Source organism: Parabacteroides sp., from assembly GCF_977054455.1.
The window spans coordinates 80,053-95,770 of record NZ_CDRTCT010000019.1; the positions used below are offsets into that span (position 1 = coordinate 80,053).

The window sequence follows — 15,718 nt, forward strand, 5'->3', positions numbered from 1 at the left end:
TTAATAAAATCGATTTTTTATGAAGGCATTTCAAAAGATATATACAAAGATTACCCAGATCACAAAGGCGACCTGTTCGCTGAAAGCAACGGGAGTGGGGTATGACGAGCTGGCCTCTGTCGACGGTAAGCTGGCTCAGGTGGTAAAGATCATCGGCGACGAAGTGACCTTGCAGGTCTTTTCCGGAACGGAAGGCATCCGTACGAATGCCGAAGTCGTATTCATGGGAAAGGCTCCTTCCTTGAAGGTGGGCGACCAGCTGGCCGGCCGTTTCTTCAATGCGTATGGTGAGCCGATCGATGGCGGTCCCGTCCCCGAAGGCAAGGATGTCGAAATCGGAGGTCCGTCCGTGAACCCGGTTCGCCGCCAGCAACCTTCCGAGTTGATCGCTACGGGTATTGCCGGTATCGACCTTAACAATACGTTGGTGACCGGACAGAAGATCCCCTTCTTCGCCGACCCCGACCAGCCGTTCAACCAGGTAATGGCGATGGTTGCCTTGCGAGCCCAGTCCGATAAGATTATCCTGGGCGGTATGGGGATGACGAATGACGACTACCTGTTCTTCAAGAATACGTTTAGCAATGCCGGTGCGCTGGATCGAATCGTCAGCTTTATCAACACGACGGAAGACCCGTCCGTGGAGCGCATTCTGATTCCCGATATGGCCTTGTGCGCGGCCGAATATTTTGCCGTGCAGAAGAACGAAAAAGTACTGGTGCTGCTCACCGATATGACCAACTATGCGGATGCTTTGGCGATCGTGTCCAACCGTATGGACCAGATCCCGTCGAAGGACTCCATGCCGGGCTCCCTGTATTCCGATTTGGCTAAGATCTATGAGAAAGCCGTCCAGTTCCCTGCCGGCGGTTCGATCACGATTATTGCCGTGACGACCCTCTCCGGTGGCGACATCACGCATGCCGTACCTGACAATACGGGTTACATCACCGAAGGCCAGTTGTACCTCCGCAAGGATAGCGATGTCGGCAAGGTAATCGTCGACCCGTTCCGAAGCCTCTCCCGTCTGAAACAATTGGTGACCGGGAAGAAGACGCGCGAGGACCATCCGCAGGTGATGAATGCCGCCGTCCGTCTGTATGCCGATGCCGCCAATGCGAAGACGAAGATGGAGAACGGTTTCGACCTGACGGACTACGACAACCGTACGTTGGCTTTCGCAAAGGATTATTCCGAAAAGCTCTTGGCTATCGACGTCAACCTCGATACGACCGAAATGCTCGATGTGGCATGGGGCTTGTTCGGCGAGTATTTCGATCCTGCCGAAGTGAATATCAAACAGGCGTTGGTCGATAAATACTGGAAAATTAAGAAGTAAGAATTAAGAATTAAAAAATAGGAGTTGAGAATTAAGAATTAAAAAATAATGATTCGGGATTTGCTGACTAATCTTTCTAAATTGAAGTATTATTTCTTAATTCATAATTCTTAATTCATAATTCAATAAGAAGTGGCAATAAAGTTTCAATATAATAAAACCTCTCTTCAACAATTGGAAAAGCAACTGAAGATGCGCGAGCGTTCCTTGCCGACGATCAAGAGCAAGGAAAGCGCCTTACGTCTCGAAGTGAAGCGGACCAAAGACGAAGTGACGAAATTGGAACTTCAGCTTGAACAGGAGATACAGAGTTATGAAAACATGGTGGCTTTGTGGAACGAGTTCAATCCCGAACTGATCGCAGTGCGGGATGTTTCTCTCTCTACCAAAAAGATAGCCGGCGTGGTGGTCCCTGTGTTGGACGAGATCGAATTCGAGATCGGCCGTTATAGCCTGTTCAATGCCCCTGCCTGGTTTACCGACGGTATCGAGCTATTGAAAAAATTGGCGCGTACTGGTATCGAAACCGAGTTTTCGGGTATGAAGCTGGAGTTGTTGGAGCATGCGCGGAAGAAAACCACTCAGAAAGTGAACCTTTTTGAGAAGGTGCAGATCCCGGGTTATAAAGATGCGATCCGTAAGGTGAAACGATTTATGGAAGACGAGGAAAGTCTCTCCAAGTCATCACAAAAGATCATGCGGGGGAATCAGGAAAAGCGTAAAGCGAAAGAAGAAAAAGAGGAGGCTGAAGTATGATAGTAAAGATGAGCAAATATGCCTTTATGGTATATCATAGAGAATATGATGCGTTCCTCACGACTCTCCGCGAATTGGGTGTTGTGCATGTGAAGGAAACGAACTCGATTCTGGATAATGCGGAACTACAGGCTTTGTTGGCCGAACGGAAACAGGTCAATGCGGCTATCCGTTATTGCAAGAGCCTGAACTCCCAGACGAAAGAAGGGGTGGCTCTCGCTCCGGCGCGTGAGTTGACGAAGTCCGAAGGGCTGAAGCTGGCGGGCAAGCTGGAAGAAATGCAGGAAGAGAAGGTCCGTTTGCAAGCGGCAAAAGCCTCGCTTGAGAAGGATATCGCGTATATGGATATCTGGGGAGAGTTCAGCTATGCAAATATCAGACGGTTGAAAGAGGCGGGCTTCGATGTGACGTTTTTTACTTGCCCGACTTCCAAATACGAACCTAAATGGGGAGAAGAGTATAACGCTTTCCTGGTCAATAATTTCCAGTCGGTCACCTATTTCGTGACGGTCACCAAGACGGGGACGCCGATCGATATCGATGCCGAGCGTTCGAAAATGCCGGACCGGGGCTTGGCGAAACTTCATCTCGCGATGGAGCAATTGCTGGACAATATCAAGGCATTGGACAACCGGTTGAAGGAATATGCGGCCGGGCAATACAATACATTGGTCGAGTTGGAAAAGAACATCCAAAACGAATTCAACCTTTCCAATACATTGGTGCAGACGGATCGCGAAGCCGGTGATAAGCTGATGTTGTTGGAAGGCTTCGTCCCCGCGGAAGAGGCTCCGGCTATGGAGGCCGCCCTTGAAAAAGAAGGTTACTATTTCCAGGAGTTGGATATACAGGATGGGGACCGGGTCCCGATCAAGCTGAAAAATAACAAGTTCAGCCGGTTGTACGAACCGATCACCAAGATGTTCTCCTTGCCGAACTATGCCGAGTTCGACCCGACGCCTCTTTTTGCCCCTTTCTTCATGCTTTTCTTCGGGTTGTGTTTCGGAGACGGGGGATATGGCTTGTTGGTGTTATTGGTTTGCACGTTCCTCAAGCGGAAAGTCAATCCGGACTTCAAGCCTTATCTGACCTTGTTCCAATATTTGGGCTTAGCGGCTATAATCGTCGGCACCTGCACGGGGTCTTTCTTCGGGATCGCATTGGCCGATGTCCCGGCATTCTCGAAAGTGAAAGATTACTTTGTGAGTAGCGACAATCTGATGACATTCTCGATCGTTATCGGCTTGGTCCAGATTATCTTCGGAAAGACGGTTGCCGCTTTTAAGATGAAAGCGCAGAAGGGTGTCAAATATAGTATCGCTCCTTTTGCCTGGGTTTTTGTCATTACGGCTTTGGCGTTGGCATTCGGGCTTCCGATGCTGAATTTGCAATTGCCAGAAAGCGTCAAGACGGTCTTTATCGGCATTGCGGTTGTCGGCTTGGTTGTCGCTTACCTCTATAACTCGCCGGGAAAGAATGTCTTCCTGAATTTCGGTACGGGGCTTTGGAATACCTATAATATGGCTTCCGGGTTGCTGGGCGACACGTTGTCGTATATCCGGTTGTTTGCAATCGGTTTGACAGGCGCGATTTTGGGAGGTGTATTCAACCAGTTGGCCGTAGATATGACGGAGGGCATGAACATCGTGTTGCGTGCGGTATGCATGTTGCTGATCCTGCTGGTCGGCCATGCTATCAACATCGGGCTTTGTACGATCAGTTCGCTTGTCCATCCCCTACGTCTTATCTTTGTCGAATATTATAAAAATGCCGAATTTGAAGGAGGAGGTAAAGAGTACCGGCCTTTTAAGAAAGCATAGGCAAACGAGATATGTTTTCCATTATTAAAAAGTAAATTAAACAATAACAAAAAAATAAATTAAAACAATTATCATTATGGAACCAATTTTATTAGCTTATCTGGGTATTGCGTTGATGACAGGTCTGACTTTCATCGGTAGTAGTTATGGGGTGACGATAGCGGGTAACGCCGTTGTCGGGGCAATGAAGAAGAATCCCGATGCACTGGGTACTTATATCGCGTTAAGCGCATTGCCTTCTTCTCAAGGATTGTATGGATTCGTGGGCTATTTCATGATGCAGAAGTTTCTGGTCGATAGCATTACGATGTTGAATGCGACCGCTATCTTCGGTGCAGGCTTGGTGTTAGGTTTTGCCGGTTTGTTCTCTTCCATCCGACAGGCGGAAGTTTGTGCAAATGGTATCGCTGGTGTCGGGGCCGGTCACAATGTGTTCGGTGCTACTATGGTGATGGCCGTATTCCCCGAATTGTATGCCATCTTGGCTTTGTTGGTTGTTATCCTGATCGGTGGTACTCTTCCGGTATAATATCATAAAATAAACGAAGGAGGAGGTGTGTCAAAACTCCTTTATCACGATCTTTTAGGCACGGATTTCACGGATTTACACGGATAAATTTATTATCTTTCCGTGTAATCCGCGTAATTCGTGCCTAAATTATGTCTATTGTAAGCAAGATTTTCTTTTGACACACCTTCTTTTATTTATATAAAAACAACGTCAAATGAAAAAACAACTACTATTAGCGATGCTTTGTGCCGGTATGTTCTGCGGTACGGAAGCTCAAGGGCAGGAGACGGAGCGGCTATCCGGATACGTTCAAGCGGAACGTTTCACGAAAGAGAAGCTAAACACGATGCTTTTCTCCACTTCTGTCGATCCACATTGGTTCCGGAAGGGCAATAGTTTCTGGTATGAATATAAGACCGGCAACGGTAATGCCTGGTATGTCGTCGATCCGGTGGCAAAGACGAAGCGTCCGCTTTTCGACCTCGACGATATCGCTGCGCAGATAACCGAGATCGTCAAAGACCCGTTCACCGCCCAGCAACTACCCATCCGGAAGCTCGAAGCAGGAGAGGACGGACGCACTTTCACTTTTCAGATCACTTCTTCGCAAGATGCCAAGAAAGACAGTACCGACAAGGATAAAGGGCCGAAGAAAGAGATCTTCTTTTTCTCCTACGACTATCCTACGCGCAAGCTGACTTGGCTCAAGGATAAGAAAAAAGAGACGGAATATCCCGACTGGGCCTCTTTCTCACCCGATGGCAGGACGGTCGTGTATGCAAAAGATCTGAACCTCTACCGGATGTCCCGTGAGGACTACGAGAAGTTGAAGAAAGACGATAAGGATAGTACGGTTACGGACATACAACTCACAACTTTCGGTGTGAAAGACTTCGGTTTCGGCCAACCTTATAGTTTACTAAACACCGACACGCTTTGCAATGGTAAACGGAAAGGGGTTTGGGGTATCGTCTGGTCACCCGATTCCCGCTATTTCGCCGTGACGGTTGAAGACGAACGTGCCGTGAAAGATCTCTGGGTAATCAACTCCATGGCTTCGCCCCGCCCGACATTGGAAACCTACAAATACCAGATGCCCGGCGAGAAGGAAGCGCCCGTCGAACACCTGTTCCTGTTCGATATGAACGACAATAGCTACAAGGAAATCCGTACGTCCGCATTCAAAGACCAGACGTTGCGTCTGGCACGTCGGCCATGGCAACAGAAAGACCGCGACCGGAAAGAGGTGGCGAGTGTTTGGCTGGGCGATAACGACCGTTTCTTCGTCACCCGTTCGAGCCGCGACCTGCACCGCATCGACATTTGTTCGTATACGGTCGGCCAGGATTCTATTCGTCCGATTATCGAAGAACGGATGAACACGTATCAGGAAGTTCGCCCGTTGGCAACCGTCGGCAATGGCAAAGAACTGATCCAGTGGAGCGAACGCGACGGTTGGGCGCACCTGTACCTCTATGACGGCGAAGGCAACCTGAAGAACCGCATCACACGCGGCCCTTGGCATGTGGACCAGATCGTGAAGGTGGACGAAGCTAAACGTGTCGTTTATTTCCTGGCTAACGGGAAAGATAAAGATGAAAATCCCTACTACGAACATCTGTATCGTGTGGGTCTCGATGGAAATGGTTTGCAACAGGTCACGCCGGGCGACTATTTCCACATGGTCAGCATGGATGACAATGCGGCCTTCGTGGTTAATAACTATTCGCGTGTGAACACGATCCCGCGTACGGATTTGATGGATAGTAACGGCCGGAAACTGATGACGCTCGAAGAGAGTGACTTCTCTGGGTTGCTGGCGGCCGGTTACCGGTTTCCCGAACCTTTCAAGGTGAAGGCGGCAGATGGCGTGACCGATCTCTACGGTGTGATGTACAAACCGTTCAACTTCGATTCAACGGCCCTGTATCCGATTATCGATTATGTATATCCGGGTCCGCAGGTCGAAGCTACCGTTTATCCGTTCAGCCGCATGAGCGTGCGCACGGATCGTCTGGCACAGGCCGGCTTCGTCGTGATCACGGTCGGGAATCGGGGCGGACATCCGAGCCGTTCGAAGTGGTATCATAACTTCGGCTATGGCAACTTGCGCGATTATGGGTTGGCGGATCAGAAGGCGGCTATCGAGCAATTGGCCAACCGCTATTCATTTATCGACATCAACCGCGTCGGCATTCATGGTCATTCGGGTGGCGGATTCATGTCTACGGCTGCTATCCTGCAATATCCCGACTTCTTCAAGGCTGCTGTTTCGTGTGCAGGAAACCATGACAACCGCATTTATAACCGTTGGTGGAGCGAAACGCATCATGGCGTGAAGGAAGTGGTCAGCGAAAAGGGCGACACGACTTTCGTCTACAACATCAAGACGAATGAAGAGATCGCTCCGCGCCTGAAGGGGCACCTGATGCTCGTACACGGTGATATCGACAATAATGTCCATCCGGGTAATACGCTACGTGTGGCAGATGCCCTGATCCGAGCCGGAAAACGTTTCGATATGTTGCTTTTGCCGCAACAACGACATGGCTTCGGTGACATGGACGAATATTTCTATTGGCGTATGGTCGACTATTTCTCTCGCAACTTGCTTGGCGAGCAGGAGACATCGGTAGATATCCCGAAACGATAACTAAAGTGCACCCCGAAGTTTTATGTCTGACTTTTGGGGTGCACTTCATCTTTTTTTGTTATTTCCCGGTATTCAATTTTTGAATCAGGATTTCACTGGCCTTGAATTTTACTGATGTGCGGGCACGTATTTTACATTCTTCTCCTGTGCGAAGGTTACGTCCCGGACGTTCTGTCTGGTAGTGGGGAATCAGTTTGCCAAAATAATGAATGCTCACCCCTTCACCTTCTGAAAGTTTTTCGGTTATTAGATCGATGTATGAATTCAGAAATTTCTTCGCGGCAACGTCCGTACATTCCATCCGTTGTGCCAATTCCTTAATTAGAGCTCTTTTTGTAGTCATATAATAGTTTGTTTTATCGTTATTGTTTTTCTTTTCCTACCCTGTCCCTGGGCGGATTTGTTCAAGATGAAAAAGCGCGGGACCGTTGTTTTTAATACTATCGCTAATCCTGATTAGTATAAACATAGCCCACGCTTTACAAATACGATAAAACGTAAGGAGCTGATTGTTTAGCTACTTCTCCCGGATGGCTTGAAATTGTCTAGATTTCTACTTAGGGATAATACTAAAATCGCTTATTGTGGAAAAATTATTGTCTTATTAATTCATAGGCATTTTTGTTAAATTGTCCGGTAGTCCTCCGAAATCGGACGTATTATAAAATAAAAAAGCGTGAGGACTGTTGTTCGGACTTAAGTAGAGGTTCTAGACAACCCGCCATGAGTTCTATGCAACAGTTTGCTCACGCCCTTATGCTATATACATGAGTATATAATCGAAACATGAGCATTTTTGTTTATGACCCTTCTATGGCTTGAAATTGTCTAGATTTCTACTTAAGGATAAACCAAAACGCTTTTCATATAAATCATAAAATAATGTTTCCTTGACGCTTCAAGGTTCAATTATCACGACAAAGATAGGAAACATCTATGAAAAACCCGATTCATTTCATTAAAAAAGCTCTTATTTATTCACAGGTTTTGAGAATTTAATAAGGGCGTGAATTTATAATTTCCAATTCCCTATAGCAATAACAATGTCTAGATTCCTACTCCGATGAATTGGTTTTACCTCCATACCTGACCACTTTTTCAACGAGATGTTCGGGATTTGTGACTGAAAGATACGATTTTGCATTCAATAATCAAGTGCCGTTTTAATTTGTTTACGACTCTGGAAACTGGAAAGAAATACGGAACAATCCGCTTCTCGGATTAAAAAGCCCGGCTAATGAGAGAAGTTGTAGGGCGGTGATTGTGACAGGAAGGAGCGAGAGCGTAGTGGAAGCAAAATGTTTTTCTTTGTAAAAGTATTTCTTGATTATTATGGAGAATTACAATTTCACTTTTCGTGACTTTGGAACTGGAACTGGACGGAATGGACTGTTTTCCTATGTTATTCCGGAGGGATGGATGAGAGTGTCAAGAGGGGGCAAACAAATCAGAAAAAGAGGGATATGAGAGTGTTGTTAAAAAATGTTGTCATTGAATATTTTAATAATTCTTATCATGAAACAATTGTTCGGAGACCTGCAAAAAGGATGAAAATAAGTGCGGATCGTCTCATTCATCAATCACATCGCGTAACTCGGAGACGGTGTCGTCAAGATGAAGAAGTAACTGCACTTATGCTTCTTGATAATTTTATAATTCCTCTCTCACTAAAAAAAATAGTTCATAAAATAATCTAAATAGTTTGGAAACTATTTTTTTTAGTTACATTTGTCCCGAACAAACAAAATATCATGAAACGACTGACTATAAGAGAAGAAGAGATCATGGGCTATTTCTGGACGAAAGGCCCTTTGTTCGTCAAACAATTGCTTGAATTTTATGACGAGCCGAGACCGCATTTCAATACCCTTTCAACAATTGTACGCGGATTGGAGGATAAAGGCTTCCTAGCACATAACACGTTTGGCAATACTTACCAATATTATGCCGTGGTGACGGAAGCCGACTATAGCCGGGGTACCTTGAAAAACGTCATTGCCAAATATTTCAACAATTCCTACCTCGGCGTTATCTCTTCGCTGGTGAAGGAAGAGGAGATTTCGGTGGAGGAACTGAAGGAGCTGATCGAATCGATTGACAAGCATGGGCGATCTGAGAACGTCGAATGCGGGCGGCTCACGGATCGCCCCAATGGTGACAATTAAGGGGCTGTGTTTATTTTTCAATTTTTCAATTTCAATTTTAAATTTTCAAAATGGGAACATTTTTAGTCTTCATAATGAAATCCACCTGTTGTTTGGCGGTGTTTTATCTGTTCTATCGTCTGCTTTTGAGTCGGGACACGTTCCACCGTTTCAACCGGATGGCGCTTCTCAGCGTGATAGCCTTTTCAATTGCAATTCCTTTTATACGGCTTGTTACCGATGAACCGACCGGTGTGCAACGTACGGTATTGGACATCGAGCGGTTATTGCAGATGACCGGGACTCCTGTGGAAGAAGAGAGTCGCTTCCCGTTTTGGTTGGCGAGCCTGTTTATGGCCTATATCGGCGGATGCCTCTTTTTTGCAGGACGGTTCCTCTATTCCGTTTGCCAGATCATACGTCTGGTGCGTTCGGGTGTGGCAACCGTATTGGAGGATGGGATGCAGCTTGTCGTGACCGACAGGACGATCCAGCCTTTCAGCTGGATGAAATATATTGTCATCTCTCGCATTGATATGGAAGAGAGCGGAGCCGAAATCCTGGCGCACGAACAGGCACATATCAGGGCTTGCCATTCATTGGATATGTGGCTTGCCGGATGTTGTACCGTCCTGCATTGGTTCAATCCCGCCGCCTGGTTGCTGAAACAGGAGTTGCAGAACGTGCACGAGTATGAGGCGGACGAAAGTGTGATCGCGCATGGCGTGGATGCAAAACATTATCAATTATTACTGATAAAGAAGGCGGTCGGCGCACAGCGTTTTACCTCTATGGCCAACAGCTTCAACCATAGTAAACTAAAAAAGCGTATTAACATGATGTTAAAACAAAAATCAAATCCCTGGGCTCGCCTGAAGTTCTTTTATGTGCTTCCGCTTGCAACCGTTGCCGTTGTTGCATTCGCCCGTCCTGAAATCTCCCGACCGTTGGAAAAAGTTTCCGATGTGGAGCTTACCGAAGTCCTCACGCCCCAACACGACAAAAAGATGTCGCAGGTAGAGAAACAAAAGGAAGTCCGTAACGAAGTTCGCCAGGAAAAAAAGCAGGCGCACAAAGATAAACCTCAAGTCGAGATGGCAGTCAACCAGGAGCCTCGCGAGGAGGTAGTCGTCATCGGCTACGGATCGATGACGCATCAGGATGGAAAGGTCTTTGACATAATAAAAAAAGACAGGCCTCTCTTGCGTTCTCTGGAACTTAAATCGAATATGCGTCCTGCCAAAGGTGTCGGATATGCCAAGCCGGACCCGCTTGTCATAGTCGACGGTGTCGAATATACGGATGGACTGGATAAAATCGATTCTGACAAGATCGAATCGATATCAATAATGAAAGATAAGAACGCCATCGAAATGTACGGAAAAAAAGGGGCGGCAGGCGTGATTCTGATCACAACGAAAAAAAGATCTTCTAAAGTAAAATAAAAAATCGTATGAAAAATCATGTGTTTGCGGCAATGGCGTGTCTTTTTCTTGCCGCTTGTGGTAGCGGAGGCGAGACGAAGGTGGCAAAACTCGAAGTGATCCCTTTGGGAGCCGCTTTCGACAATCAGACGGAGTTGAAGGCTTCCGATTGTTTCAGGAAAATACGTTATGTCGCATTGGAAACAACGGATAGTTGCCTGGTGGGACAAGGGGCGTATACTGTCGTCCTGAATGATTGGATTGTGGTAACATCCGGGCGAGACCGTTGTCAGTTGTTCGACAAAAAGACGGGTCGTTTTATCCGTTCGATAGGGCATGTGGGCGAAGATCCCGAAGGCTATTCGAATGTTCACGGAGGTTGGCAGAATCCGTACATCGGCAAACTGAGTTTTCCTGGCTGGAAAAATAAAATCGTTGTTTATGGAGCGGACGGTAAATTCGACCATATCTGGACTCCTCCGATTCCTGCCGGACAGTTTCCGGCAATGTCTGCGTTCGATTACCTGGACGCGGATGTTATCGCCGGCTATTATTCGGCTACTGATAGCTTGCCTGCCCGTATTGCATTGTTCCGTGGAGATGAGACTGTCCGTGTGGAATCATTGCTGACGGAGCAGGAGGGAGACAGGGCGATCACTCCGAACGACATCGCTTCCATCTCGGTTCTGAAAGATGGTGGAGATGGCATGATGATCCTGAAATACAAGGACAATAAATCTGCTGCCTATTCGCTTGGCAACAGTTGTTTCTGGCATGCAGGCAACGATCTTTATTTCCGTCGGTCTTACAATGACACGATCTATCAGGTGTCGGCAGAGAAAGGGTTACAACCTGTGCGCGTGCTGGATTTAGGTACCCATGACTGGCCTTACAACGAGCGTTTTGAGGATAAGAAAGAGGCTATCTACCCGACAAAGTTCATGGAAAACGAAGACGTGATCCTATTCCGTTTTATGACAAATGTCTATAACGACAAACAGAAGACTTATAATGCCCTTTACCGGAAAGCGGACGGAACCGTTAGAGTCTGCCTTTTCGACGATAAGATTACCGACGATATGAACGGTTTCCTTCCTTTACAACCCGTATCAGTCTCCGCCTCCGGCGAATTTTCCGCCATTCTCCCTTCGGAAGAGGTCGTATCCTGGTTTGAGGATAACGCCGGTGAAACGGATATCCCTGCCGGGGTAGCCGCCTTGAAGAAGATAGGTGAGGAAGATAATCCGGTAGTGGTGATTATGGAGTAGGAAAGTACTGCCTATCGCTTTTGAATTCCATGCTTGTGAAATAAAAGTTTCATAGGCATGGAATTTTTATTGTATATTTACCCAATAAATTAATGACAGCTAATGGAACGTTTTAAAGTCGGAATTATAGGAGCCGGGCACATCGCCCGCAAAATGGCGCATACGTTGCGCGATATGGAAGGGGTTGAACCGTATGCGGTCGCTTCCCGTAACTTGGAAAATGCCGAAGGGTTTGCCCGTGAATGGGGTTTTGCACGGGCTTACGGATCATACGAGGAATTGGCGGATGATCCCGCAATACAGTTGATTTATATCGCCACCCCTCATTCCCACCATTTTGAGCAGGCGCGGATGTGCCTCGAAAAAGGCAAGCCGGTCTTATGTGAGAAAGCATTTACCGCCAATGCAGAGCAGGCGGAAGCGTTGATACGCCTGTCGAAAGAGAAACAGGTTTTCCTGACCGAGGCGATCTGGACACGTTATATGCCTTTCTCCAAGACGCTTCGCGAACTAGTCGACGGCGGGACGATCGGTCGTGTGATGATGTTGACGGCCAATATCGGCTATCCGATTGCCGAGAAGGAGCGTATCGCCAAGCCGGAACTTTGTGGCGGAGCTTTGCTGGATATCGGCGTTTATCCGATCAATTTTGCAAGGATGCTTTTCGGTTCGGAGATTACAGGCATTACTTCTGCCTGCGTGAAAGGGGAGACGGGAGTGGATTTGCAGAGCAGTATTACGTTTGTGTATCGGAACCATCGGATGGCTGTTTTACAAATGACCGCTTTCTGTGCGAACGACCGGCAGGGAGTCATTTCGGGAGATAAAGGATACATAATCGTCGACAATATCAACAACCCGCAGCAGGCAATCGTCTATTCGATCAACCATGAGGAAGTGGCTCGTTATACCTGTCCGCCACAGATAACGGGTTTCGAATATCAGGTGCAGGCTTCCATTGACGCGATCCGTGAGGGAAAGATAGAAACGCCTTATATGCCGCATGTGGAAACCTTGCACATCATGCAGATGCTGGATGACCTCCGGTCCGAATGGGGCGTACGGTTTCCGATGGACAGTGGAATTTGAAAATTAAAAATTAAAAATTGAGAATTGAAAATTAGTAGTAGAACATTTAATTTTCAATTCTCAATTTTTAATTTTTAATTTATTTCGTGGATGCGGATTTCTGTTTGTCCTGCGTTATGCAGTTCCAGAGTCTTTACATTTTCTAACGCTTCCTTTTTCAGCTTGATGTAATTTGCCGGACCGGAATAAAGCACCTTTTTCGCTTTGCCTTTCAATGGTGCGCCTTCCACTACGACTTGGCTGCAAGGGGAGCCGGACAGGTACAGTTCGAGCGGGCCCTCTTTGTTATCCTTGTTGATCGCAATATGTGAACCGGCAGTCAACGTATTGACAGATTCCAGGTTCTTGTCATACATCAGGCGGGCAGGATCGATGGAGGTGTCTTCCTTCGTTGTCACGGTAAATTCGTACAGGTAGATTTGCATCTGTTTGTCCGTAGCATTCCGCATGCGGATATAACGTGCTTCGGGAACGATCTTTTCCAGCTTGAAGCGGGCCTGGTCGGTGGGAATATCGGCGATAGTCGTCCATTGTTTACCGTCGGCGGACCATTCGAATACTCGTCCCTTGTTTTCGCTCTTCGGCAGGCTGAAGTTAAAAGAGGTAGCCTCTTTTTGTAATTCCCAAGTGAGGCCGAAGGATTGTCCCGGCTCTATGCGCAGTACTTCGTTCAGGCGGTTGTATCCGATTTGGTCCTTGCCTTCCTTCAATGGCTGATATTTCAATTGTTCGATATCCGTCAGGATAGAAGCTTTGCTCATCCGGGTGGCGGCATCTGCCCGGTTTGCGAACAGCAGGGTGCTTTCGACTCCTGAATGTATCTCCTGTATGAATGGAGTCAGGACGCGCGAGCCGACTTTCACACCTTTCTGGTACGGATTCTGGTTGTAAGTCCGGTCGATCGTGCGCATGCTGTCGAGCAGTGATGTGAGCGACAGATACGATTGCCAGGTGGAGGCACGATCTTCGCCTTGTCCGGTTTCGGCAGTACGGATGGCCGCTTGTCCGGCCTTTCCTAACAGGTGGAATTGCATCAGCCACGGTTTGATTTCGTCTATCAGCGCCTTGTTGCGGCTTGTCTCGATAGCTGCCGGAGCGGCTGTGATTTCGGCGAACAATCGGTTCATCCGGTCGGCCGCATCTGTATTATAGTCGTGCAGGCGGAAGTCATTGAGGAATGCTTCGGCATAACCGGCATTACGGGCGGATTCGTCGCGGCGGTAACGGTGACCGTTTGGTCCCGGATCGCAGTTGTTCTCGCAGAACGTCCGGAATGCTTCCGGTGCTTCCGGCAAAACGTAACGGCAGGCTTCGTTGAAGTCGCTTTCGGGATTATAGGCTTTCATGTTCCAGGCATAATCGGCAACTCCGTAAAGGGCCACTTTGGAGGCTTCCGCCCGTTCCATCGGGTTGGCTACAAAACCGGACATGGCATGGACCGCATTCGGATCGAGCCCGTAAGACGGACCCATCAGCAGATGGTCGCGGCAGTAGTCGCTTACAGGGAAATTCCACCAGACATATGACGGGCGTTGGATGCGCTTGTTTACCCATTCCTGTCCTTCGAGTGTGATGTCGTGGATCACGCTGTTGCCGGTCCACATCACATGGATCGCCGGGTCGAGCGTTCTGCCCAGCACATCCAGGTAGTCGCTTCCCGCCCAGGCCCGGTTATATTCGGTCGGACACATGATCAGGGGGCTGACGCCTTCTTTCTTTTCGATAAACTCCTTTTGCAGGAAATTGAGCAGGTCGGCTTGTTTGTCCGCCTTGGCTCCTTCACCGGAAATATCGTCGAAGAAAACCGCGAAAGAGCGGACTCCCAAATCGTACATCATTCCGAACTTGTTCAGCACATTCGTCCGGTCTTCATCTGTCCATTTGATGTCCAGGCCCGGATGAATCGCCCAGACGAAGTCCACCTTGTTGGCGGCGGCTTCCTTTACCAGATCCTTGATCTGTGCCGCTTCCTTTTCCGGATAAGGTTTGCGCCAGTTCGGGGAACTGTGGTAGGGATCGTCCTTCGGCCCGTAGATATAGGTGTTCATCTTCATCTTGCCATAAAAACGAAGTTGCTCGATGCGGTCGGCATGACTCCAGGGATCGCCGTAAAAACCTTCGACGGTTCCACGGTAAGCAACATCGGGATAGTCTTTGATAACACCGAGTGGCAGTGTCGTATTGCCTTGCCCGTCGGTTTGGGCTAATTGTTGCAGTGTCTGTGCTGCGTAGAAAAGACCGCGACTGTCGGAAACTGCTATGTTGATTTCTTTTGGTGTGATAACTAACAGATAGGCTCCTGAACGTTTCAGTTCGGGTGTCCGGTCTTCCATCGATGTGATTTTAAGCGGTAGCGCTTCGGGATTGTCAGTCATCGACAAGGTTTGCCTGATCAGTCGCATGGCATCTTCATCCGGATGCTGCATGCCGGAAAGGGTGAAACCATGAGGCGCTTTCAACCGGTTGGTCGACAGTGTGACTTCCTGCGGTTGCGGATGGATGCCCGGCAAGGGATTTTGTGCTTGCAGGACACCTCCTACAAGGAGGGCGACGGTTAGATTTAGTAGTTTCATATTTGAGTTGTTTAGGTGATTAATGAATGGTCTGAATGATGGATCGCATTGGCATTCAATCGGGTAACATCCATCCCGTAGGGGCGGAGTTGAACACCGTCCCTACGGGTTGCCATTGTGTAATTATATACCGGATAAATC

At 47.9% G+C, this 15,718-nt stretch carries 11 protein-coding genes; 9 read left to right on the top strand and 2 right to left on the bottom strand.

Annotated features, from left to right (window positions below):
- Nucleotides 1-19: 19 nt before the first annotated feature.
- The 5 genes from ACW6QF_RS11100 to ACW6QF_RS11120 all read left to right on the top strand — a co-directional run bounded on the left by ACW6QF_RS11100 (nucleotide 20) and on the right by ACW6QF_RS11120 (nucleotide 7,079).
- Entirely contained in the window at nucleotides 20-1,339 is a 1,320-nt protein-coding gene (locus ACW6QF_RS11100; protein ID WP_456087875.1) for a V-type ATP synthase subunit B, read from the top strand.
- 132 nt (nucleotides 1,340-1,471) lie between these two features.
- Entirely contained in the window at nucleotides 1,472-2,095 is a 624-nt protein-coding gene (locus tag ACW6QF_RS11105; RefSeq protein ID WP_456087876.1) for a V-type ATP synthase subunit D, read from the top strand.
- The gene (locus tag ACW6QF_RS11110; RefSeq protein ID WP_456087877.1) at nucleotides 2,092-3,915 is read left to right on the top strand and encodes a V-type ATP synthase subunit I; all 1,824 of its coding nucleotides are present in this window, start codon (nucleotides 2,092-2,094) and stop codon (nucleotides 3,913-3,915) included. Before ACW6QF_RS11105 ends, ACW6QF_RS11110 begins: the two co-directional genes overlap by 4 nt.
- Nucleotides 3,916-3,991: 76 nt before the next feature.
- Nucleotides 3,992-4,444, top strand: a complete 453-nt coding sequence (locus ACW6QF_RS11115) for a hypothetical protein (RefSeq protein ID WP_005638767.1) — start codon at nucleotides 3,992-3,994, stop codon at nucleotides 4,442-4,444.
- Nucleotides 4,445-4,640: 196 nt separating this feature from the next.
- The gene (locus ACW6QF_RS11120) at nucleotides 4,641-7,079 is read left to right on the top strand and encodes a DPP IV N-terminal domain-containing protein (RefSeq protein WP_456087878.1); all 2,439 of its coding nucleotides are present in this window, start codon (nucleotides 4,641-4,643) and stop codon (nucleotides 7,077-7,079) included.
- 58 nt (nucleotides 7,080-7,137) lie between these two features.
- Here the strand turns inward: ACW6QF_RS11120 and ACW6QF_RS11125 are convergent, their stop codons facing one another.
- Complete coding sequence (locus tag ACW6QF_RS11125) at nucleotides 7,138-7,422, bottom strand: HU family DNA-binding protein (RefSeq protein WP_298547989.1); 285 nt, start codon at nucleotides 7,420-7,422, stop codon at nucleotides 7,138-7,140.
- A 1,408-nt stretch (nucleotides 7,423-8,830) separates the two neighbouring features.
- Between ACW6QF_RS11125 and ACW6QF_RS11130 the strand changes: the two genes are divergently transcribed.
- The 4 genes from ACW6QF_RS11130 to ACW6QF_RS11145 all read left to right on the top strand — a co-directional run bounded on the left by ACW6QF_RS11130 (nucleotide 8,831) and on the right by ACW6QF_RS11145 (nucleotide 13,004).
- A complete protein-coding gene (locus tag ACW6QF_RS11130) occupies nucleotides 8,831-9,244 on the top strand; it encodes a BlaI/MecI/CopY family transcriptional regulator (protein ID WP_298547986.1) in 414 nt (137 codons plus the stop codon).
- A gap of 50 nt (nucleotides 9,245-9,294) precedes the next feature.
- Nucleotides 9,295-10,668 (top strand): M56 family metallopeptidase, encoded by a 1,374-nt coding sequence (locus ACW6QF_RS11135; RefSeq protein ID WP_456087879.1) that lies wholly within the window; start codon nucleotides 9,295-9,297, stop codon nucleotides 10,666-10,668.
- Between the two features lie 8 nt (nucleotides 10,669-10,676).
- Nucleotides 10,677-11,915 (top strand): DUF4934 domain-containing protein, encoded by a 1,239-nt coding sequence (locus ACW6QF_RS11140; protein WP_456087880.1) that lies wholly within the window; start codon nucleotides 10,677-10,679, stop codon nucleotides 11,913-11,915.
- 102 nt (nucleotides 11,916-12,017) lie between these two features.
- Entirely contained in the window at nucleotides 12,018-13,004 is a 987-nt protein-coding gene (locus ACW6QF_RS11145; protein ID WP_456087881.1) for a Gfo/Idh/MocA family protein, read from the top strand.
- Nucleotides 13,005-13,078: 74 nt separating this feature from the next.
- On the opposite strand, the gene ACW6QF_RS11150 is transcribed toward ACW6QF_RS11145, so the two are convergent.
- Nucleotides 13,079-15,577, bottom strand: coding sequence for a beta-N-acetylglucosaminidase domain-containing protein (locus ACW6QF_RS11150; protein ID WP_456087882.1), 2,499 nt, complete (start codon nucleotides 15,575-15,577; stop codon nucleotides 13,079-13,081).
- Nucleotides 15,578-15,718 lie beyond the last annotated feature (141 nt).